Genomic DNA, 17959 nt, shown 5'->3' with positions numbered 1-17959 from the left:
GCAAAACGCCCCACTAGGGGGCGTTTTGAGTGGTGTTATCCACAGAGTAAGTTACGCCTCGGCTTTTTTCGTCGCCGCTTCGATCTTACGCGTGATGTACCACTGTTGGGCAATCGACAGGCAGTTGTTCACAACCCAGTACAGCACCAGACCTGCCGGGAACCACAGGAAGAAGAAGGTGAAGATGATTGGCATCATTTTCATCACCTTGGCCTGCATCGGATCCGGAGGTGTAGGGTTCAGACGCTGCTGGATGAACATGGTCGCGCCCATGATGATCGGCAGGATGAAGAACGGATCCTTGATCGACAGGTCGGTAATCCACAGCATGAACGGCGCCTGGCGCATTTCCACGCTTTCCAGCAGAACCCAGTACAGAGAAAGGAAAACCGGCATCTGCACCAGGATCGGCAAGCAGCCGCCCAGCGGATTGATCTTCTCTTTCTTGTACAGCTCCATCATGGCTTGCGACATTTTCTGCCGGTCATCGCCATGTTGCTCTTTCAGTGCAGCCAGTTTCGGAGCCACGGCGCGCATGCGGGCCATCGACTTGTAGCTGGCGGCCGACAGAGGGAAGAAAATCCCTTTGATCAGCATGGTCAGGAAGATGATCGACCAGCCCCAGTTGCCGACGATGCTGTGGATATGTTGCAGGAGCCAGAAGATTGGCTGGGCAATGAACCACAGAATGCCGTAGTCGACGGTCAGTTCCAGACCTGGGGACAACTCTTTCAGCACAGCCTGGCTTTTCGGACCGGCGTACAGAACAGCGCTGGTTTCGACTTTCGCACCCGGTGCAGCGGTCAGCGAAGGACCGGTGTAACCGATGATGTAATTGCCTTTGCTGTCTTTACGGGTCTGGACGATGTTGTTTTCGCCCTTCGGAGCAACCCATGCCGTCACGAAGTAGTGTTGCAGCCAGGCTACCCAGCCACCGGTGACGGTTTCCTTGAGCTGACCTTTGTCCATGTCCTTCATGGACACTTTCTTGTACGGCTCGGAACTTGTCCACAGGGCAGCGCCCAGGTAAGTCGCGGTACCGGTAGCAGTAGTCGATGAAGGATCGGCGCTTGCATCACGTTTCAGCTGGGCAAACATCGAACCGGACCAAGGCTGAGCGCTCTGGTTGTCGATCAGATAAGTCACGGTCACGTCATACAGGCCACGTTTCAGAGTGAAACGCTTGATGTAATTGACGCCGTCCTTGCTGAACTTCAGGTCAACGACCAGTTGGTCCTGACCGTCAGCCAGTTGATAAGTCTTCTTCTCCGAGGAGTAGATCGGACGACCGGCCGGATTTGCATCCGGACCGTTGGTGCCGATCAGACCGCTCTGTGCCAGATAAGTACGTTCGCCGCCGTTGTCGAACAGCTGGAACGGTACGTCCGGACGATCCTGACGGCGTGGATACAGCGGCAAGGTCAGCTGGGCAACATCGCCACCTTGTGGATCGATCGCGAGATCGAGCACGTCGGTCTTGATCTGGATCAGATCCTTGCTGACGGCGACCGGCGTTTCGGCAGGTGCGCTGGTATCACTTGCGGCGCGCGGAATATCGTCACTGGCGGCAGCATTATTGCCAGTGGCGGTGTCCGGCAAACCGGATGTAGTCGTACTGGAAGCAACATTCTGAGTCGGCAGGGCAGCCTGGCCATAGTCCTGGTTCCATTTAAGGACCATGACGTAGGACACGATTGCCAGGGCGACGATCAGGATCGTGCGTTTGATATCCATGATTACTCGGCCATCGAAGAAGAACGGGAGGTAGGGATAGGTGGAACCGGGTCATAACCACCGGGATTCCACGGATGACAGCGACCTAAACGACGAAAGGTCAGCCAGCCACCGCGCAGAAGGCCATGATTTTCGATGGCTTCATACGCGTAGCAGGAACAGCTGGGGTAGAAACGACAGTGACTGGCCATCAAGGGACTAATGGCATAGCGATAAAACTGGATCGGAACGAGTGCCAGTTTACGCATCGGGACTGTCTACCCCTACAGTTTCGGTTTTGACTGCTGGTACCGGCTTGTTGCGTGCCAGACGCTTCCAGAGTTTGCCGAAATGCTGAATCAATTCGGGGTTTTCTACGTCACCCAAACCTTTGCGCGCGACGATAACGATGTCCCAGCCGACCAGTGAATCCTGGTGCAGGCGAAACGATTCGCGCATCAGACGTTTGAGGCGATTGCGCTCGACGGAGAGTTTTACACTCTTTTTCCCGATAACCAGCCCGAGACGGGGGTGATCGAGATCGTTGTTGCGCGCAAGGAGCAGGAGATTTTTCCCCGGAACCTTGCCGGTAGGGGAGTCAAAGACCGCCTTGAAGTGCCGGGGAGTAAGCAGACGCTTTTCCCGACTGAAGTCCTGACTCACCTCCAGTGCCGGATTATCAAACTGCCAGACGTGCGCGGCCTTTGGCGCGACGACGCGACAGTACGGCACGACCGTTCTTGGTAGCCATGCGAGCACGGAAACCGTGGGTACGAGCGCGTTTGATAGTGCTTGGTTGGAAAGTACGTTTCATGTCGTGTTACCTGGTTCGTCCACAACGGGCCGGAATGGCCCCCGTTTTAAGAGACCGGAGATTCTAGAGAAAGCAAGTCCATAGGTCAATTTCCAACCAACGTTTCCTTATAAATAGATCTTCGGAGCGTGGGGGACCTGATTAACCGTTTGCCAGAGATAAAAATAAAGAAGGGAATTATTTAAAGCTTTTCTGTAAAGCTTGTAAAAGCTAGGCACGTCCTCGTCTGTGGATAACTGGCTCAAGGCCTTGTTTCAAGCGATGTACAGAGAATGACAACTACAGTGGAAAACCGTGTTAAGCCTGTGCTGCACTGTCGGATAACCTGTGTGTGGAAAGGGCGGTTATCCACAGGCCGGTTATCCACCGACTTTCGCCCCCAGTTGTCCAGTGTGCTCAGATAGGGTTATCCACAAAGCTTATGCACACACCGTTGGTCGCCTTTTTCTCGTTTAACGCATTGATAAATCATGTGCACCGGGCAACCTGCATGTGGATAAGTGGACGACTGGCCGCTACAATGGCCGCTTGTTTTTGCCTCACCGGCTTTCAACTTAGGGGATATCCGTGTCAGTGGAACTTTGGCAGCAGTGCGTGGAGCTTTTGCGCGAAGAGCTGCCTGCCCAACAATTCAACACCTGGATCCGTCCACTACAGGTCGAAGCCGAAGGCGACGAGTTGCGCGTCTATGCACCGAATCGTTTTGTTCTGGACTGGGTCAACGAGAAGTACCTGGGGCGCGTCCTTGAACTGCTGGATGAGCATGGCAATGGTCTGGCACCGTCGCTTTCCTTATTAATAGGCAGCAAACGCAGTTCGGCCCCGCGTGCCGCCCCGAATGCGCCATTGGCTGCTGCGCAAGTGGCCCAGGCTCAGGCCAATGCGGTACCGGCCAGCGCACCAGCGCCAGCGCCGACACCTGCACCGACCAAGCGTTCGCCTCAGAAAACCGAAGAGATCAGTGAAGAACCGTCCCGCGACAGCTTTGATCCGATGGCCGGCGCCGCTTCGCAACAGGCACCGGTTCGCGCCGAACAGCGCACCGTGCAGGTCGAAGGCGCGCTCAAGCACACCAGCTACCTGAACCGCACCTTCACCTTCGAAAACTTCGTCGAAGGTAAGTCCAACCAGCTCGCCCGTGCGGCGGCCTGGCAAGTGGCAGACAATCCCAAGCACGGCTACAACCCGCTGTTCCTTTATGGCGGTGTAGGTCTGGGTAAGACGCACTTGATGCACGCGGTGGGCAACCATCTATTAAAGAAGAACCCGAATGCCAAGGTCGTGTACCTGCATTCCGAGCGTTTCGTGGCCGACATGGTCAAGGCGCTGCAATTGAACGCAATCAACGAGTTCAAGCGTTTCTACCGTTCGGTGGACGCCCTGCTGATCGACGACATTCAGTTCTTCGCCCGCAAGGAACGTTCCCAAGAAGAGTTTTTCCACACCTTCAACGCCCTGCTTGAAGGTGGCCAGCAGGTCATCCTTACCAGTGACCGCTACCCGAAAGAAATCGAAGGCCTTGAAGAACGCCTCAAATCCCGCTTCGGCTGGGGCCTGACGGTTGCCGTCGAGCCACCGGAACTGGAAACCCGCGTCGCGATTTTGATGAAGAAGGCCGACCAGGCCAAAGTCGAGTTGCCTCATGACGCGGCGTTCTTCATTGCCCAGCGTATTCGCTCCAACGTCCGCGAGCTGGAAGGTGCGCTGAAACGCGTGATCGCCCACTCGCACTTCATGGGCCGCGACATCACCATCGAGTTGATTCGCGAATCCCTGAAAGACCTGTTGGCGCTGCAGGACAAACTGGTCTCTGTGGATAACATTCAGCGTACCGTCGCCGAGTACTACAAGATCAAGATCTCCGACTTGCTGTCCAAACGCCGTTCGCGTTCGGTCGCTCGTCCGCGTCAGGTGGCCATGGCCCTGTCCAAGGAACTGACCAACCACAGCCTGCCGGAAATCGGCGATGTGTTTGGCGGCCGCGACCACACGACGGTGTTGCACGCCTGCCGCAAGATCAACGAACTTAAGGAATCCGACGCGGACATCCGCGAGGACTACAAGAACCTGCTGCGTACACTGACCACTTGATGAACACCAGCGCAGCTTATTAAGGCAAGGGACTAGACCATGCATTTCACCATTCAACGCGAAGCCCTGTTGAAACCCCTGCAACTGGTCGCAGGCGTCGTCGAGCGCCGACAGACCTTGCCGGTACTGTCCAACGTGCTGCTGGTTGTCGATGGCCAGCAACTGTCGCTGACCGGTACCGACCTGGAAGTCGAGCTGGTCGGTCGCGTGCAACTTGAGGAGCCGGCTGAAACAGGTTCCATCACCGTGCCGGCGCGCAAGCTGATGGACATCTGCAAGAGCCTGCCGAACGATGCGCTGATCGACATCAAGGTCGACGAGCAGAAGCTGGTGGTGAAAGCCGGCCGTAGCCGATTCACCCTGTCGACCCTGCCGGCCAATGACTTCCCGACTGTAGAAGAAGGCCCGGGTTCGCTGACCACCAGCCTGGAACAGAGCAAGCTGCGTCGCCTGATCGAACGCACCAGTTTCGCGATGGCCCAGCAGGACGTGCGTTACTACCTCAACGGCATGTTGCTGGAAGTCTCGACCGGTGTGATCCGTGCCGTCGCTACCGACGGTCACCGTCTGGCCATGTGTTCGATGCAGGCCGATATCGGTCAGCAGGAACGCCACCAGGTAATCGTGCCGCGTAAAGGTATTCTCGAACTGGCACGTCTGCTCACCGAGCCGGACGGCAACGTCAGCATCGTCCTGGGTCAGCATCACATCCGCGCTACCACCGGCGAGTTCACCTTTACCTCGAAACTGGTCGACGGCAAGTTCCCGGATTACGAGCGCGTTCTGCCGAAGGGCGGCGACAAGCTGGTGCTGGGCGATCGTCAGGCGTTGCGTGAAGCTTTCAGCCGTACCGCGATTCTGTCCAACGAGAAATACCGTGGTATCCGTCTGCAACTGGCCAGCGGTCAGTTGAAGATCCAGGCCAACAACCCGGAGCAGGAAGAAGCGGAAGAAGAAGTAGGTGTGGAATACAACGGCGGCTCCCTGGAAATCGGCTTCAACGTCAGCTATCTGCTCGACGTGCTGGGCGTGATGACCACCGAGCAGGTTCGTCTGATCCTGTCCGACTCCAACAGCAGTGCGCTGGTGCAAGAGTCCGACAACGACGATTCGGCTTACGTTGTCATGCCGATGCGTCTGTAATCAGCTGACTCTGGATGTCGCTAAGTCGCGTCTCGGTCACCGCGGTGCGCAATCTGCACCCGGTGACCTTCTCCCCCTCCCCCCGAATCAACATTCTTTACGGCGCCAACGGCAGCGGCAAAACCAGTGTTCTGGAAGCCATTCACCTGCTGGGGCTTGCCCGTTCGTTTCGTAGTACGCGGCTGTTGCCAGTCATCCAGTACGAGCAGCTTGCCTGCACCGTTTTCGGTCAGGTCGAACTCGCCGAGGGTGGCCACAGCGCATTGGGGATATCTCGCGATCGTCAGGGCGAGTTCCAGATCCGCATCGACGGTCAGAATGCCCGCAGCGCTGCGCAACTGGCGGAAATCTTGCCGCTGCAGTTGATCAATCCCGACAGCTTTCGCCTGCTGGAAGGCGCGCCGAAGATTCGCCGACAGTTCCTCGACTGGGGCGTGTTCCACGTAGAGCCGCGGTTCATGGCCACCTGGCAGCGTTTGCAGAAGGCCTTGCGCCAGAGAAACTCCTGGCTGCGGCATGGTACACTTGACGCCGTTTCGCAAGCGGTTTGGGACAGGGAACTGTGCCAGGCCAGCGCTGAAATCGATGAATACCGCCGCGCTTACATCAAAGCCTTGAAACCAGTCTTTGAACAAACCTTGAGCGAACTGGTTGAGCTCGAAGGTTTGACGCTCAGCTATTACCGAGGCTGGGACAAGGACCGGGAATTGAGCGCCGTACTTGCCGGATCCGTGCAACGGGACCAGCAAATGGGTCATACCCAGGCCGGGCCACAACGGGCTGACTTGCGTCTTAGATTGGGCGCACACAACGCCGCGGATATCTTGTCCCGGGGTCAGCAAAAGTTGGTGGTCTGTGCGTTGCGGATTGCCCAGGGGCATTTGGTGAGCCAGGCCCGACGCGGCCAGTGTATTTATCTGGTGGATGACTTGCCGTCCGAGCTGGATGAGAGCCACCGTCGCGCGCTGTGCCGCTTGCTGGAAGACTTACGCTGCCAGGTTTTTATTACCTGTGTAGATCACGAATTATTGAGGGAAGGCTGGCAGACGGAAACGCCAGTCGCTCTGTTCCACGTGGAACAGGGCCGTATCACCCAGACCCACGACCATCGGGAGTGAAGGCATTGAGCGAAGAAAATACGTACGACTCATCGAGCATTAAAGTGCTGAAAGGCCTGGATGCCGTGCGCAAACGTCCCGGTATGTACATTGGTGACACCGACGATGGCAGCGGTCTGCACCACATGGTGTTCGAGGTGGTCGACAACTCGATCGACGAAGCCCTCGCCGGCCACTGCGACGACATCAGCATCATCATCCACCCGGATGAGTCCATCACCGTCAAAGACAACGGTCGTGGCATCCCGGTAGACGTGCATAAAGAGGAAGGCGTTTCCGCCGCCGAGGTCATCATGACCGTCCTCCACGCCGGTGGTAAGTTCGACGACAACTCCTACAAGGTATCCGGCGGTCTGCACGGTGTAGGTGTTTCGGTAGTGAACGCGCTGTCCGAAGAGCTGGTCCTGACCGTTCGCCGCAGCGGCAAAATCTGGGAACAGACCTACGTCCATGGCGTACCTCAGGCGCCGATGGCGATCGTTGGTGACAGCGAAACCACCGGTACCCAGATTCACTTCAAGGCTTCCAAGGAAACCTTCAAGAACATTCACTTCAGCTGGGACATCCTGGCCAAGCGCATTCGTGAACTGTCCTTCCTCAACTCCGGTGTCGGTATCGTCCTGAAGGACGAGCGCAGCGGCAAGGAAGAGCTGTTCAAGTACGAAGGTGGCCTGCGTGCGTTCGTTGAATACCTGAACACCAACAAGACTGCGGTCAACCAGGTGTTCCACTTCAACATCCAGCGTGAAGACGGCATCGGCGTGGAAATCGCCCTGCAGTGGAACGACAGCTTCAACGAGAACCTGTTGTGTTTCACCAACAACATTCCGCAGCGCGACGGCGGCACCCACCTGGTGGGCTTCCGTTCCGCACTGACGCGTAACCTGAACAACTACATCGAGCAGGAAGGTCTGGCGAAGAAGCACAAAGTCGCCACCACCGGTGACGATGCCCGTGAAGGCCTGACTGCGATCATTTCGGTGAAGGTGCCGGATCCGAAGTTCAGCTCCCAGACCAAAGACAAGCTGGTTTCTTCCGAAGTGAAGACCGCGGTCGAACAGGAAATGGGCAAGTACTTCTCCGATTTCCTGCTGGAAAACCCGAACGAAGCCAAACTGGTTGTCGGCAAGATGATCGACGCCGCCCGTGCCCGTGAAGCGGCGCGCAAGGCCCGTGAGATGACCCGTCGCAAAGGCGCGCTGGACATCGCCGGTCTGCCGGGCAAGCTCGCTGACTGCCAGGAAAAAGACCCGGCGCTGTCCGAACTGTACCTCGTGGAAGGTGACTCCGCGGGCGGCTCTGCCAAGCAGGGACGTAACCGCAAGACCCAGGCCATCCTGCCGCTGAAGGGCAAGATCCTCAACGTCGAGAAAGCCCGTTTCGACAAGATGATCTCGTCCCAGGAAGTGGGCACCCTGATCACCGCGCTGGGCTGCGGTATCGGTCGCGAAGAGTACAACATCGACAAGTTGCGCTATCACAACATCATCATCATGACCGATGCTGACGTCGACGGTTCGCACATCCGTACCCTGCTGCTGACCTTCTTCTTCCGTCAGTTGCCGGAGCTGATCGAGCGCGGCTACATCTACATCGCCCAGCCGCCGCTGTACAAGGTCAAGAAAGGCAAGCAAGAGCAATACATCAAAGACGACGACGCCATGGAAGAGTACATGACGCAGTCGGCCCTGGAAGATGCGAGCCTGCACCTGAACGAAGACGCCCCGGGCATTTCCGGTGAAGCGCTGGAACGTCTGGTGAATGACTTCCGCATGGTGATGAAGACCCTCAAGCGTCTGTCGCGCCTGTACCCGCAGGAACTGACCGAGCACTTCATCTACCTGCCGGCCGTCAGTCTGGAAATGCTCGGCGACCACGCCAAGATGCAAGATTGGCTGGCCCAATACGAAGTCCGTCTGCGCACCGTCGAGAAGTCGGGTCTGGTCTACAAGGCCAGCCTGCGTGAAGACCGCGAGCGTGGCGTATGGCTGCCAGAGGTCGAGCTGATCTCCCACGGCCTGTCGAACTACGTCACCTTCAACCGCGACTTCTTCGGCAGCAACGACTACAAGACCGTCGTCACCCTCGGCGCTCAATTGAGCACCCTGCTCGACGAAGGCGCGTACATCCAGCGTGGCGAACGCAAGAAAGCGGTCACCGAGTTCAAGGAAGCCCTGGACTGGCTGATGGCCGAAAGCACCAAGCGCCACACCATCCAGCGATACAAAGGTCTGGGTGAAATGAACCCGGATCAGCTGTGGGAAACCACCATGGACCCAAGCGTGCGCCGCATGCTGAAAGTCACCATCGAAGACGCCATTGGCGCAGACCAGATCTTCAACACCCTGATGGGTGATGCGGTCGAACCTCGCCGTGACTTCATCGAGAGCAACGCTCTGGCGGTGTCCAACCTGGACTTCTGATCCCGGTCGTCGTCAAAAAAAGGCCAACGCATTGCGTTGGCCTTTTTATTGGCAGATCAAACTACGCAGTCTTACTCAGACACCGCCGCCACACTCTCCAACCGATACCCATACCCATAAATCGTCAGCAGCTGCCAACCCCGATCCGCCGTCAGTCCGAGTTTGTTGCGTAGGCGATAAATATGGGTGTCCAGTGGTCGCGACGTGGACATCTCTTCGTGGGGCCAGAATCTCTCGTACAGGTAATCCCGCGACAGCGGCCGCCCCAGGTTGCTGAACAGGCAGTGGGCGAGACGATATTCGCGTTCGGTCATGACGATCGGTTTCCCGTCGCGGGTAACGGTCAGTTCGGCGTCGTCGAACACCAGATCGTTGAAACGCAGTACTTCGGCGGGTGCGCTACGTTGCAGGCTATGCCGACGCAATACCGCTGCCACGCGGGCCTTCAATTCATTGGGTCGAAACGGTTTGCTGACGTAATCGTCGGCTCCCGCATTCAACGCCTGGACGATATCGCTCTCGCCGTCTCGGCTGGTGAGCATTATGGCGGCCGGCGGGGCTTCCATGTGTTCGCGGGTCCAGCGCAGCAGTGCCAGGCCGGTGAGGTCGGGCAATTGCCAGTCGAGGATCAACAGGTCGAAGGTTTCCCGGCGCAACTGGCGCAGGAGGTCTTCACCGCTTTCGAAGCTGTGAAGTGACCACGGCTGTCCTCCAGCCTCGGCGATTTGTTGCAGGGTCTGCTCGACCCGGCGCAGTTCGGCGGGTTCATCGTCCAGTATCGCAACGCGCATACGCGGTGGTTCCTTGTCGCTCGGGCAATGGGTGCCGACCGGATCGGCTCTCTCCATGCAGTGAAAGTAAGCGGCACGCCGTGGGGTGAGCCGCTATGATTCTTCGGGTCTACGTCCTCAGACCGGCCGTCCATGAATCCATTCAACCCGCCCTGCCCTGTTTCCCATGAATAACCAGCGCCGACACGAAAGTCGCGTACCCAGCCAGGTTCAGCGTTTGTTCCGGCAACTGGTGCGCGAGTGGGTGTGGATAAGTCTAGTGCTGTTGCCGCTGACTGCACTGCTTTCCTGGCGTGCGCAGATCAATTTGCATGACTCGGCGCCGTTGCTGGGCGCAGGACTTTCGGTAGCCATGGTCGCGTGCGTACTTGGGTTGCTGCTGTGGCGCCCGCGTCTGGCGCTCTGGCTCACATTGGGCGGGATGGCCTGCGTGCTGTTGACCAGTGCAGGCCTGGCTGAGATGCGGCGTTGGTGGTCACCGACGCCGGCAGTGCTGGGTATGTTGTTCGGTTATCTGATCTGGAACTGGCGACGCCTGAGCGTGGTGCTGACCTACTTCGGTTGGGAGCTTGCGCGGCTGGACAGTGAACCGAAAGTCTTCCCCGAACGGCGTCGGGCGCAGTTTCCCGGCGCCGACCGCTTGCAGGGGCAGATCATGGCGCTTGAGCAAGCCATGAGCCGCACCCGCGATACCCGCCGGTTCATTGCCGACGGGCTGGAATATCTCCCGGTCGCGACCCTGATCAGCGATCCACGGGGGCAAGTCTTGTTGGGCAACCGCAAGGCCCGGAGCCTGTTCGATCACAATCTGGTGGGCGAGGATGTGCTCGATCAACTGGCGAGCCTGGGCTATCCGGAGTTGTCCACCGATCAGCGCCCGCCGCTCTCCGAGCTGCCTCTGCTGGAGTTTCGTGATCACAAGGAACGCAGCCTGCGCCTGGAGCGTGCTGCGTTGTTGCCCGTCGATGGCGACCTGCCGATCGGCTGGCTCCTGAGTCTCACTGACCTGAGCGCCGAACGCGCCGCCGAGGAACAGCGCGGTGTGTTGCTGCGCTTTCTGTCCCATGATCTGCGCGCGCCCCATTCGGCGATTCTCGCCCTGCTCGATGTACACCGGCATCAGGCAGGAACGGATTCGCCACTGCTCGAACAGATTGAGCGTCAGGTACGCCGGGCGCTGGAACTCACCGACGGCTTCGTTCTGCTGGCCCGGGCGGAATCCGAGGCGTACCGGTTTCAGCCGAGCTTGTTCGGAATGCTGGTCATGGACGTGCTGGATCAGGCACTGCCCATCGCCCAGCAAAAGCGCATCCAGCTGTTGAACGACATGGACGAACACTCTCAGGAGCGTTTGATCCTGGCCGATCAAGGCTTGTTGACCCGAGCACTGTTCAACCTGCTGGAAAACGCAATCAAGTACAGCCCGGCCGGATCCACGATCGTCATGCGTGTCAGCTGCCATGACGACTGGTTGCGTTGTGAACTGACCGATCAAGGCAAAGGCATCGCGGCAGAGGAACTGCCTGATCTGTTCAGCCAATACCGACGCTTTTCTTCCGCACAAGGCATCGACGGCGTGGGGTTGGGGCTGTCGATGGTCAAAGCCGTGGTGGATCACCATGGCGGTCGGATCGAGTGCCTGAGCGTGGTCGATCAAGGCACGACGTTTCGTGTGGAACTGCCGCTGATTGCCGAAGAGCAGGCATAAAAAAACCGGCTATATCAGCCGGTTTCCTTACTTCCCAAAAAAACTTATGCACCTTTTACGGTGTTTTATCAGCTTCAGAAATATATAAATAAATCAGTCACTTAATCTGATAATCAGGCACTTTGCGAACAAACCGTACACAGGTTATCCACAAATCTCAGACAGCGATCTGATCGTTCGCAGCCGGAGCTTCAGGGGCCGGAGGCAGCGAGCCCATTTCCCGTTGTGTCTTCTCGTTCCACGCCTGTACCCGGTCATTCAGATCGGCAATGGCGCGAGGGCCGTTGCCCTCGGCGTACATCGGCTCACCAATCACCACAGTGATCACGCCGGACTTTTTGCCCCAACCGATTTTCGGCCAGAACTTGCCGGCATTGTGCGCAATTGGCAGCACCGGAAGCGCCGCATTCACTGCCAATGCGCTGCCACTGCGGGAGAACTTGCCGATGGTGCCGTGGGGAACGCGAGTGCCTTCAGGGAAGATCAGCACCCAGACATTGTCCTTGAGCAACTCGTCACCCTTCGCCGCGACCTGCTTGAGGGCGGCTTTCGGGTTTTCCCGGTCAATTGCGATCGGCCGTAGCATGGCCATCGCCCAGCCGAAGAACGGCACGTACAGCAATTCGCGCTTGAGCACCTGGCTCAAGGGCGAGAAATAAGCGGAGAGAAAGAACGTCTCCCAGGTGCTCTGGTGGTTCGATTGAATCACGCAGGGCCGGTCAGGCACGTTTTCTGCGCCTTTGACTTCGTAGCGGATGTCGAGGAACACCTTGGTCAACCACAAGGCGCAACGGCACCAGTACACGTTGATGAAACGATAGCGCGCCTTGAACGGCAGAAAGGGCGCGATAAAAAAGCTCAGGCTGCACCACAGCAGAGCAGTGGTGCCCAGCAGCAGGTAAAAGAGGAAGATTCTGATGGCCTGCAGTATCGACATGGCGACGTTTACCATTACGGGCGATGCCCGACTGTTCAAGCGCACTCCCGATCAATCCCTGGTCAGGAACTTCAGAAGTACTCTAGTTGTGGATAAGTTCTGCGGCAATCGCCGCGAGATCGTCAAAAATCAGGGTGCCCACCGGCAAGGTCTTGGCCTGAGTCTTTTCGCCTTTCCCGGTCTTTACCAAAACGGGCTGTGAATCGACGGCTTTGGCGGCCTCCAGGTCACCAAGGCTGTCGCCGACAAACCAGACATTTGTCAGCGCAACGTTGTAATGCTGCGCGATGGTTTTCAACATCCCCGGTTTCGGCTTGCGGCAATCGCAACCTTCGTCCGGGCTATGCGGGCAATACACGATCAGCCCGACTTCACCGCCCTGCTCCGCCACCAGTTCGCGCAGACGCGCGTGCATGGCATCGAGGGTGGCGAGGTCGTAGTAGCCGCGAGCAATGCCCGACTGGTTGGTGGCGACCGCCACCGTCCAGCCGGCCTTGCTCAACTGCGCAATCGCTTCGATCGAGCCGGGCAGCGGAATCCACTCCTCCACCGACTTGATGTAAGCGTCGGAGTCGTAATTGATCACTCCGTCCCGATCGAGAATCAGCAGTTTCAACAGCAATCCCTCAACCCAGCAGCGAGATGTCGGCAACGCCCAGGAACAGACCACGCAGACGCGCCAGCAGCGCGTAACGGTTGGCCCGCACGTTGGCGTCTTCGGCATTGACCATCACCGCGTCGAAGAACGCGTCCACCGGCTCGCGCAGGGCGGCCAGGCGTGCCAGCGATTCGTTGTACTGACGCGCCGCGGCCATTGGCTGTACAGCCTGGTCCGCCTGCTGGATCGCCGAGTACAGCGAGAACTCGTTGGCATTGTCGAAGTACTTGGCCTGGACTTCGGTCGGCACCGAGCCTTCCACCTTGCTCAGCAGGTTCGACACACGCTTGTTCACCGCCGCCAGCGCTGCCGCTTCCGGCAGTTTGCGGAAGGCCTGGACCGCCTGCACACGCTGGTCGAAGTCCAGCGCCGAACCCGGCTTCAGGGCACGTACCGACAGGTAGGTGGCAACGTCCACGCCTTCGTCTTCGTAACGCGCACGCAGACGGTCGAAGATGAATTCCAGCACTGCGTCGTTCAGGCCGGCAGCCTTGACCTTCGCGCCGAAGGAATTCACGGCGAACGCCACGGCATCGTTCAGATCCAGATCCAGTTGTTTTTCGATCAGGATCCGCAACACGCCCAGTGCCGCACGGCGCAGGGCATACGGGTCTTTGCTGCCGGTCGGCAGCATGCCGATGCCGAAGATGCCGACCAGAGTGTCGAGCTTGTCGGCGATGGCCACGGCCGCACCGGTCAGGGTGGCCGGCAGTTCAGCGCCCGCACCGCGCGGCATGTACTGCTCGTTCAGGGCCAGAGCGACGTCTTCCGGCTCGCCGTCATTGAGGGCGTAGTAGTAACCGGCGACACCTTGCATCTCCGGGAACTCGCCGACCATTTCGGTCGCCAGGTCGCACTTGGACAGCAGACCTGCGCGGGCAGCCCACGAAGCGTTGCCGCCGATGCGTGCGGCGATGTACGCGGCCAGTTTCGACACGCGCTCGGCCTTGTCGTAGACGCTGCCAAGTTTTTCCTGGAACACCACGTTCTGCAGGCGATCGTTGAATGCTTCGAGCTTCTGCTTCTTGTCTTGCTTGAAGAAGAACTCGGCGTCGGTCAGACGTGGGCGAACCACTTTCTCGTTACCGGCGATGATCTGCTGCGGGTCTTTGGATTCGATGTTGGCCACGGTAATGAAACGTGGCAGCAACTTGCCGTCGGCATCCAGCAGGCAGAAGTACTTCTGGTTGTCCTGCATGGTGGTGATCAGCGCTTCCTGCGGCACGTCGAGGAAACGTTCCTCGAACGAGCACACCAGCGGCACCGGCCACTCGACCAGCGCGGTCACTTCGTCGAGCAGCGCCGGCGGCACGATCGCGGTGCCTTCCTGGCGGGTCGCCAGTTCTTCGGTGCGTTTGCTGATGATTTCGCGACGCTCGTTGGCGTCGGCCAGCACGTAAGCGGCACGCAGGTCGGCCAGGTAGCTCGACGGCGAACCGATGCGCACACTTTGCGGGTGGTGGAAACGGTGGCCACGGGACTCACGGCCAGCCTTCTGCGCGAGGATCGTGCAGTCGATGACCTGGTCGCCGAGCAGCATCACCAGCCACTGGGTCGGACGCACGAACTCTTCCTTGCGCGCACCCCAGCGCATGCGTTTCGGGATCGGCAGGTCGTTCAGCGAGTCTTCGACGATGGTCGGCAGCAGGCTGGCGGTCGGCTTGCCGGCGATGTTCTGGCTGTAGCGCAGTTTCGGACCGCTCTGGTCGATTTCGCTCAGCTCGACCCCACACTTCTTGGCAAAACCCAGTGCCGCTTGAGTCGGGTTGCCTTCAGCGTCGAACGCGGCCTGACGTGGCGGGCCGTCGAGGTTGATGCTGCGATCCGGCTGCTGGGTCGCCAGCGCAGTGATCAGCACGGCCAGACGACGCGGGGCGGCGTAGACGGTTTTGGTCTCGTAGTTCAGGCCAGCGGCCTGCAGGCCCTTGTCGATACCGGCCAGAAACGCTTCGGCCAGGGTGTTCAGGGCTTTGGGTGGCAGTTCTTCGGTGCCCAGTTCAACCAGAAAATCTTGAGCACTCATTGTGCAGCCTCCAGCTTGGCCAGTACTTCGTCACGCAGGTCCGGGGTTGCCATCGGGAAGCCCAGCTTGGCGCGGGCCAGCAGGTAGGCTTGGGCGACGGAACGCGCCAGGGTGCGTACGCGCAGAATGTATTGCTGACGCGCAGTTACCGAGATCGCCCGGCGTGCATCCAGCAGGTTGAAGGTGTGCGAGGCCTTCAGGACCATTTCATAGCTCGGCAACGGCAGCGGCTGGTCGAGTTCGATCAGGCGCTTGGCTTCGCTTTCATAGAAGTCGAACAATTCGAACAGCTTGTCGACGTTGGCGTGTTCGAAGTTGTAAGTGGACTGCTCCACTTCGTTCTGGTGGAACACGTCGCCGTAGGTCACTCTGCCGAACGGACCGTCAGCCCAGACCAGGTCGTAGACCGAATCCACGCCCTGCAGGTACATGGCCAGACGCTCCAGACCATAGGTGATCTCGCCAGTCACCGGGTAGCACTCGATGCCGCCTGCCTGCTGGAAGTAAGTGAACTGGGTCACTTCCATGCCATTGAGCCAGACTTCCCAGCCCAGACCCCAGGCGCCGAGGGTCGGCGATTCCCAGTTGTCTTCGACGAAGCGGATATCGTGGACCAGCGGGTCCAGGCCGACATGCTTGAGGGAGCCCAGGTACAGCTCCTGGAAGTTGTCCGGGTTCGGCTTCAGGACTACCTGGAACTGGTAGTAGTGCTGCAGACGGTTCGGGTTTTCGCCGTAACGGCCGTCAGTCGGACGGCGGCTTGGCTGCACGTAGGCGGCGTTCCAGGTTTCCGGGCCGATGGCACGCAGGAATGTCGCGGTGTGGAAAGTGCCGGCGCCTACTTCCATATCGTAGGGCTGAAGTACCACACAACCTTGCTCGGCCCAGTATTGCTGGAGCGCGAGGATCAAGTCTTGGAAGGTACGCACGGCTGGCGTAGGCTGGCTCACGAAATTCACCTGTTTCTTGGGCTGCGATTTAAAGAGCGGGAGTATACCCGATTCAGTCGCACCTCCACCCCCTGGAGCCTTATGCCACGCTGCTTTTGGTGCAACGAAGATCCGCTGTACATGGCTTACCACGATCAGGAGTGGGGTACGCCGCTACGCGATGCGCAGGGTTTGTTCGAGTTGCTTTTGCTCGAAGGGTTCCAGGCCGGGCTTTCGTGGATCACCGTGCTGCGCAAGCGCGAGCGATATCGCGAGGTGTTGTACGGCTTCGACGTACAACGCGTGGCGCAGATGAGCGACGCGGAAATCGACGATTTGATGCTCGATCCGGGGATCATCCGCAACCGTCTCAAGCTCAATGCCGCCCGGCGCAATGCCCAGGCGTGGCTGGAGCTGGAAGACCCGGTGGCGTTCCTCTGGTCGTTTGTGGATAACCGCCCGATCATCAATCATTTCAAGGATCGCAGTGAAGTCCCGGCCATTACCCCCCAAGCCGTGGCCATGAGCAAGGGCCTGAAAAAGGCCGGTTTCACCTTCGTCGGTCCGACCATCTGCTACGCGCTGATGCAGGCCTCGGGCATGGTCATGGATCACACGCAGGACTGCGACCGCTACGCGCAGCTCGTCAACGGCGGTTAGAATGGCCGCCTCGCGCACAGCACAAGATCAGGAGTGACCTGTGGAAAAGTTTAAAGGCGCCATGCTGGTTGGCGCTCTGCGGCTGTTTGCCCTGCTGCCGTGGCGGGCCGTGCAGGCCGTGGGTTCGGCGATCGGCTGGATCATGTGGAAAACCCCCAACCGCTCCCGGGACGTGGTGCGGATCAACCTGGCCAAATGTTTTCCACAGATGGATCCGGCCGAACGCGAGCGTTTGGTCGGCCAGACCCTGAAAGACATCGGCAAGTCTCTGACCGAAAGCGCCTGCGCCTGGATCTGGCCAGCCCAGCGCTCCATCGACCTGGTGCGCGAAGTCGAAGGCCTCGACATCCTCAAGGATGCGCTGGCGTCGGGCAAAGGCGTGGTCGGCATTACCAGCCACCTGGGCAACTGGGAAGTGCTCAACCACTTCTATTGCAGCCAGTGCAAACCGATCATTTTCTATCGTCCGCCGAAGCTCAAGGCTGTGGATGAATTGCTGCGCAAACAGCGCGTGCAACTGGGCAACAAGGTCGCCGCGTCGACCAAGGAAGGCATCCTCAGCGTCATCAAGGAAGTGCGCAAGGGCGGTCAGGTGGGGATTCCTGCGGACCCGGAGCCGGCCGAATCCGCCGGGATCTTCGTGCCGTTCTTCGCTACCCAGGCCCTGACCAGCAAGTTCGTGCCGAACATGCTTGCCGGTGGCAAGGCTGTCGGGGTGTTCCTGCATGCCCTGCGTCTGCCGGACGGTTCTGGCTACAAGGTGATCCTCGAAGCCGCGCCGGAAGCGATGTACAGCACCGACACCGAAACGTCCTGCGCGGCGATGAGCAAGGTGGTCGAGCGTTATGTGGCGGCTTATCCGAGCCAGTACATGTGGAGCATGAAACGCTTCAAGAAGCGTCCGCCGGGCGAGGCGCGCTGGTACTGATCGGCGATGGGCGATTGTGGATA

16 protein-coding genes are annotated in these 17959 nt (G+C 59.0%); 7 read left to right on the top strand and 9 right to left on the bottom strand.

Translation table 11 applies throughout. The features are described from left to right. Window positions 1-51: 51 nt before the first annotated feature. The 4 genes from yidC to rpmH are packed head-to-tail and all read right to left on the bottom strand — an operon-like array spanning window position 52 to window position 2527. Complete coding sequence (yidC, locus tag CAF79_RS03600) at window positions 52-1734, bottom strand: membrane protein insertase YidC (RefSeq protein ID WP_007954136.1); 1683 nt, start codon at window positions 1732-1734, stop codon at window positions 52-54. A gap of 2 nt (window positions 1735-1736) precedes the next feature. Then, window positions 1737-1982, bottom strand: a complete 246-nt coding sequence (yidD, locus tag CAF79_RS03595) for a membrane protein insertion efficiency factor YidD (RefSeq protein WP_010465488.1) — start codon at window positions 1980-1982, stop codon at window positions 1737-1739. Next, a complete protein-coding gene (rnpA, locus tag CAF79_RS03590) occupies window positions 1975-2376 on the bottom strand; it encodes a ribonuclease P protein component (RefSeq protein ID WP_011336726.1) in 402 nt (133 codons plus the stop codon). The genes yidD and rnpA overlap by 8 nt, the downstream gene beginning before the upstream one ends. A gap of 16 nt (window positions 2377-2392) precedes the next feature. Beyond that, on the bottom strand, window positions 2393-2527 hold the full coding sequence (rpmH, locus tag CAF79_RS03585) for a 50S ribosomal protein L34 (RefSeq protein ID WP_003213577.1): 135 nt from the start codon (window positions 2525-2527) through the stop codon (window positions 2393-2395). A gap of 567 nt (window positions 2528-3094) precedes the next feature. Between rpmH and dnaA the strand changes: the two genes are divergently transcribed. Genes dnaA through gyrB form a run of 4 tightly spaced genes read left to right on the top strand, consistent with a single transcriptional unit; the run spans window position 3095 to window position 9302 of the window. Then, window positions 3095-4618, top strand: a complete 1524-nt coding sequence (dnaA, locus tag CAF79_RS03580) for a chromosomal replication initiator protein DnaA (RefSeq protein WP_085696623.1) — start codon at window positions 3095-3097, stop codon at window positions 4616-4618. Window positions 4619-4657: 39 nt separating this feature from the next. After that, window positions 4658-5761 (top strand): DNA polymerase III subunit beta, encoded by a 1104-nt coding sequence (gene dnaN, locus CAF79_RS03575; protein WP_007954131.1) that lies wholly within the window; start codon window positions 4658-4660, stop codon window positions 5759-5761. A gap of 14 nt (window positions 5762-5775) precedes the next feature. Continuing rightward, window positions 5776-6879, top strand: a complete 1104-nt coding sequence (recF, locus tag CAF79_RS03570; RefSeq protein ID WP_003220208.1) for a DNA replication/repair protein RecF — start codon at window positions 5776-5778, stop codon at window positions 6877-6879. Window positions 6880-6884: 5 nt separating this feature from the next. Further along, complete coding sequence (gene gyrB, locus CAF79_RS03565) at window positions 6885-9302, top strand: DNA topoisomerase (ATP-hydrolyzing) subunit B (protein ID WP_085686140.1); 2418 nt, start codon at window positions 6885-6887, stop codon at window positions 9300-9302. Between the two features lie 71 nt (window positions 9303-9373). Here the strand turns inward: gyrB and CAF79_RS03560 are convergent, their stop codons facing one another. Then, window positions 9374-10093 carry a response regulator transcription factor gene (locus tag CAF79_RS03560; protein WP_085696622.1) on the bottom strand — a complete coding sequence of 240 codons (720 nt, stop codon included), beginning with the start codon at window positions 10091-10093 and terminating at the stop codon, window positions 9374-9376. A 166-nt stretch (window positions 10094-10259) separates the two neighbouring features. On the opposite strand from CAF79_RS03560, the gene CAF79_RS03555 reads away from it, so the two are divergent. Beyond that, on the top strand, window positions 10260-11801 hold the full coding sequence (locus tag CAF79_RS03555; protein ID WP_085696620.1) for a HAMP domain-containing sensor histidine kinase: 1542 nt from the start codon (window positions 10260-10262) through the stop codon (window positions 11799-11801). A gap of 157 nt (window positions 11802-11958) precedes the next feature. Here the strand turns inward: CAF79_RS03555 and CAF79_RS03550 are convergent, their stop codons facing one another. The 4 genes from CAF79_RS03550 to glyQ form a co-directional block, all read right to left on the bottom strand. After that, on the bottom strand, window positions 11959-12738 hold the full coding sequence (locus CAF79_RS03550; protein WP_085696942.1) for a 1-acyl-sn-glycerol-3-phosphate acyltransferase: 780 nt from the start codon (window positions 12736-12738) through the stop codon (window positions 11959-11961). Window positions 12739-12820: 82 nt separating this feature from the next. Then, the gene (gene gmhB / locus CAF79_RS03545; RefSeq protein ID WP_170929693.1) at window positions 12821-13360 is read right to left on the bottom strand and encodes a D-glycero-beta-D-manno-heptose 1,7-bisphosphate 7-phosphatase; all 540 of its coding nucleotides are present in this window, start codon (window positions 13358-13360) and stop codon (window positions 12821-12823) included. A 4-nt stretch (window positions 13361-13364) separates the two neighbouring features. Then, a complete protein-coding gene (glyS, locus tag CAF79_RS03540; RefSeq protein ID WP_085696617.1) occupies window positions 13365-15419 on the bottom strand; it encodes a glycine--tRNA ligase subunit beta in 2055 nt (684 codons plus the stop codon). Next, window positions 15416-16369: a glycine--tRNA ligase subunit alpha gene (glyQ, locus tag CAF79_RS03535; RefSeq protein ID WP_085696941.1), complete on the bottom strand. Its 954-nt coding sequence runs from the start codon at window positions 16367-16369 to the stop codon at window positions 15416-15418. The genes glyS and glyQ overlap by 4 nt, the downstream gene beginning before the upstream one ends. Window positions 16370-16450: 81 nt before the next feature. On the opposite strand from glyQ, the gene tag reads away from it, so the two are divergent. Beyond that, window positions 16451-17008 carry a DNA-3-methyladenine glycosylase I gene (tag, locus tag CAF79_RS03530; protein WP_085696615.1) on the top strand — a complete coding sequence of 186 codons (558 nt, stop codon included), beginning with the start codon at window positions 16451-16453 and terminating at the stop codon, window positions 17006-17008. 40 nt (window positions 17009-17048) lie between these two features. Next, a complete protein-coding gene (locus CAF79_RS03525) occupies window positions 17049-17936 on the top strand; it encodes a lysophospholipid acyltransferase (RefSeq protein WP_085696614.1) in 888 nt (295 codons plus the stop codon). Window positions 17937-17959 lie beyond the last annotated feature (23 nt).

Source organism: Pseudomonas sp. B26(2017) (assembly GCF_002113045.1).
GTDB lineage: Bacteria > Pseudomonadota > Gammaproteobacteria > Pseudomonadales > Pseudomonadaceae > Aquipseudomonas.
This window is presented reverse-complemented; position numbering and strand designations above follow the sequence as displayed.